This window comes from Pseudomonas laurentiana (genome assembly GCF_014648275.1).
GTDB classification, from domain to species: domain Bacteria; phylum Pseudomonadota; class Gammaproteobacteria; order Pseudomonadales; family Pseudomonadaceae; genus Aquipseudomonas; species Aquipseudomonas laurentiana.
In genome coordinates, this window is the sequence record NZ_BMQU01000050.1 from 2,350 (window position 1) to 6,204 (window position 3,855).

Genomic DNA, 3,855 nt, shown 5'->3' on the forward strand with positions numbered 1-3,855 from the left:
GCGTGGTCGTTGTTGGTCGAGAGCACCAGTTTCTTGCCCGGTGCCACGCCATAGCGGCGCACGTAGGTCGACACCGCACCCGCCAGCATGTTGCCCGGCACGTCGTTGTTGCCATACACCAGTGGGCGCTCGTGGGCACCGGTAGCCAGCACCACCTGCCGCGCACGCACGCGGTGGATACGCTGACGCACCTGCCCCAGCGGCGCACGATCACCCAGGTGGTCGGTCAGGCGCTCGTGGATGGTCAGGAAGTTGTGGTCGTGGTAGCCGTTCACGGTCGCCCGTGGCAGCAAGGTCACTTCACGCATGCCCTTGAGCTCGGCCACTGCGGCCGCCACCCACTCCGCGGCAGGCTTGCCGTCAAGGCTTTCGCGGGTGTCGAGCAGGCTGCCGCCAAACTCTTCCTGTTCATCGGCGAGAATCACCCGGGCGCCGCTGCGGCCAGCAGCCAATGCCGCCGCCAGGCCAGCCGGGCCGCCGCCGACCACCAGCACGTCACAGTGCTGGTTCATGTAGTCGTAGGTGTCCGGGTCGTTTTCCAGCGGCGAACGGCCCAGGCCGGCGGCTTTACGGATGTACTTCTCGTAGGTCATCCAGAACGACTGAGGGTACATGAAGGTCTTGTAGTAGAAGCCCGGCGGCATCAGCTTGCCGCCGACCTTGCCAAGGATCCCCATGACGTCGTTGTTCACGCTCGGCCAGCCATTGGTGCTGGTGGCTACCAGGCCGGCATACAGGGCCTGCTGGGTCGCACGCACGTTCGGCACCTGGGTGGCTTCAGTGGCGCCGATCTGCAGGATGGCGTTTGGCTCTTCGGCACCGGCGGCAATAATGCCGCGTGGACGCGAGTACTTGAAGCTGCGCCCGACGATATCCACACCGTTGGCCAGCAACGCGGCGGCCAGGGTGTCACCGGCATAGCCCTGATAGCTCTGGCCGTTGAAGGTGAAGTGCAAGACTTTGCTGCGGTCGATACGACCGCCGTTGGACAGGCGATTGACCTGGCTCATACCTTTTCTCCCTGACCACTGACTGCCAACTGCGGGCTGGTGTTTTTGCCGGTCACTTGTGGCTTGGCGCCAATTGGATAGGTTTCCAGAATTTCATAGGTCACCGTGTCACGGGTGGCATTGAAGTACTGGCGGCAACCGGCGGCGTGAATCCACAGTTCGTGGTGCAGGCCGCGTGGGTTGTCGCGGAAGAACATGTAGGTGCCCCATTCCTCATCGGTGCAGGCATCCGGGTCGAGCGGGCGCGGGATGTGCGCTTGGCCAGCCGCGTGGAATTCCTCTTCGGAGCGCAGCTCGCCACAGTGGGGACAGAAGATGTGCAACATGGTCAGGTTCTCCTGTTAGTGGGCGACAGCGGCAGCGCCGTGCTCGTCGATCAGTGCACCGTTGTAGAAACGGTCGATGGAAAAAGGCGCGGCCAGCGGGTGCATTTCGCCCTTGGCCAGGCTGGCGGCAAAGACGTTGCCCGAACCGGGTGTGGCCTTGAAGCCACCGGTGCCCCAACCGCAGTTGAAGAACAGGTTCTTGACCGGGGTCTTGGAAATGATCGGGCAGGCATCCGGCGAGGTATCGACGATGCCGCCCCACTGCCGGTTCATGCGCACACGGGACAGGATCGGGAACATCTCGACGATGGCCTGCAGGGTGTGTTCGATCACCGGGTACGAACCGCGCTGGCCGTAGCCAACCCAACCGTCGATACCGGCGCCGATCACCAGGTCGCCCTTGTCCGACTGGCTGATGTAGCCGTGTACGGCGTTGGACATGATCACGCTGTCGATGATCGGTTTGATCGGCTCGGACACCAGTGCTTGCAGCGGGTGCGACTCAAGCGGCAGGCGGAAGCCGGCGAGCTTGGCCATGTGCCCGGAGTTACCGGCGGTGACCACACCGACGCGCTTGGCACCGATGAAGCCCTTGCTGGTTTCAACGCCGATGACCACGCCGTTTTCCTTGCGGAAACCGGTGACTTCGGTTTGCTGAATCAGGTCGACGCCCAAGGCATCGGCGGCACGGGCAAAGCCCCAGGCCACGGCGTCGTGACGGGCCACGCCGCCCCGGCGCTGCACGGTGGCACCGATGATCGGGTAGCGGGTGTTCTTCGAGCAGTCCAGGTATGGAATCTCGTCAGCCACTTGCTGGGCGTTGAGCAGTTCGCCGTCCACCCCGTTGAGGCGGTTGGCACTGACCCGACGCTCCGAATCGCGCATGTCCTGCAAGGTATGGCACAGGTTGTAGACACCGCGCTGGGAGAACATCACGTTGTAGTTGATGTCTTGCGACAGGCCTTCCCAGAGTTTCATGGCGTGTTCGTAGAGGTGCGCCGACTCGTCCCACAGGTAGTTGGAGCGCACGATGGTGGTGTTGCGGGCGGTGTTGCCACCGCCCAACCAGCCCTTCTCGACCACTGCAACGTTGGTGATGCCGTGTTCTTTGGCCAGGTAATAGGCCGTGGCCAGGCCATGCCCGCCGCCGCCGACGATCACCACGTCGTAGACCTTTTTCGGGGTCGGCGTGCGCCACATGCGCTGCCAGTTTTCATGGTGGCTCAGCGAGTGTTTGAAAAGGCCGAAGCCCGAGTAGCGTTGCATAGTCAGTTACTCCTCAACCACTCAGCGGTAAACCGGGAAGTCTGCACACAGTGCCGACACGTTTCTCGCCACATCCGCTTCGACATCGGCATCGCCAAGGTTGTCGAGAATGTCGCAGATCCAGCCGGCCAGTTCGGTGCACTGGCTGACCTTGAAACCGCGCGTGGTCACCGCCGGGGTGCCGATGCGCAGGCCGGACGTGACGAACGGCGACTGTGGGTCGTTCGGTACGGCGTTCTTGTTCACCGTGATATGGGCACGGCCCAGGGCCGCATCGGCCTCTTTGCCCGTCAGGCCCTGACGGATCAGGCTGACCAGGAACAGGTGGTTATCGGTGCCGCCGGACACGACATCGTAGCCGCGGGCAATGAACACGCCAGCCATGGCCTGGGCGTTGTCGATCACTTGCTGCTGATAGGCCTTGAAGCTTGGCTCCAGGGCTTCCTTGAAGCACACGGCCTTGGCCGCGATGACGTGCATCAGTGGCCCGCCCTGCCCGCCCGGGAAGACGGCAGCGTTGAGTTTCTTCTCCAGCTCTTCGTTGGCCTTGGCCAGAATCAGGCCGCCACGTGGACCCCGCAGGGTCTTGTGGGTCGTGGTGGTGACCACGTCGGCGTACGGCAGCGGGTTCGGGTACAGCCCGGCAGCCACCAGGCCCGCCACGTGCGCCATGTCGACGAACAGGTAGGCACCGACTTTGTCGGCGATCTGACGGAAGCGTGGGAAATCGAGGGTTTTCGAGTAGGCCGAGAAACCGGCGATGATCATTTTCGGCTTGTGCTCCACCGCCAGGCGCTCGACTTCGTCGTAGTCGATCAGGCCGGTGTTGGTGTCGATGCCGTATTGCACCGCGTTATAAAGCTTGCCGGAGAAGCTGACCTTGGCGCCGTGGGTCAGGTGGCCACCATGGGCCAGGCTCATGCCCAGCACGGTGTCACCGGCCTGCAGCAGGGCGAGGAACACTGCGGCGTTGGCCTGGCTGCCGGAGTGCGGCTGAACGTTGGCGTAGTCGGCACCGAACAGTTGCTTGGCACGGTCGATCGCCAGCTGCTCGACTTTGTCCACATGTTCACAGCCACCGTAGTAACGCTTGCCCGGATAGCCTTCGGCGTACTTGTTGGTCAGGCCGCTGCCCTGGGCCTGCATCACGCGCTTGCTGGTGTAGTTCTCCGAGGCGATCAGTTCGATGTGATCTTCCTGACGCTGCTCTTCGGCATTCATCGCCGCCAGCAGTGCATCGTCATAACCCTGGA

The 3,855-nt window shown here is 63.1% G+C and carries 4 protein-coding genes; all 4 read right to left on the reverse strand.

Annotated elements, in window-relative coordinates:
* A partial coding sequence (locus IE038_RS23590; protein WP_189396393.1) for a 2Fe-2S iron-sulfur cluster-binding protein occupies positions 1-1,010 on the reverse strand: 1,010 nt, incomplete at its 3' end.
* Positions 1,007-1,336, reverse strand: a complete 330-nt coding sequence (locus tag IE038_RS23595) for a sarcosine oxidase subunit delta (protein ID WP_099773991.1) — start codon at positions 1,334-1,336, stop codon at positions 1,007-1,009. The genes IE038_RS23590 and IE038_RS23595, both read right to left, overlap by 4 nt.
* Positions 1,337-1,351: 15 nt before the next feature.
* Positions 1,352-2,602, reverse strand: coding sequence for a sarcosine oxidase subunit beta family protein (locus tag IE038_RS23600; protein ID WP_099773990.1), 1,251 nt, complete (start codon positions 2,600-2,602; stop codon positions 1,352-1,354).
* A 21-nt stretch (positions 2,603-2,623) separates the two neighbouring features.
* Positions 2,624-3,855, reverse strand: a 1,232-nt coding sequence (gene glyA / locus IE038_RS23605) for a serine hydroxymethyltransferase (RefSeq protein ID WP_189396392.1), incomplete at its 5' end; no start/stop codon positions are given.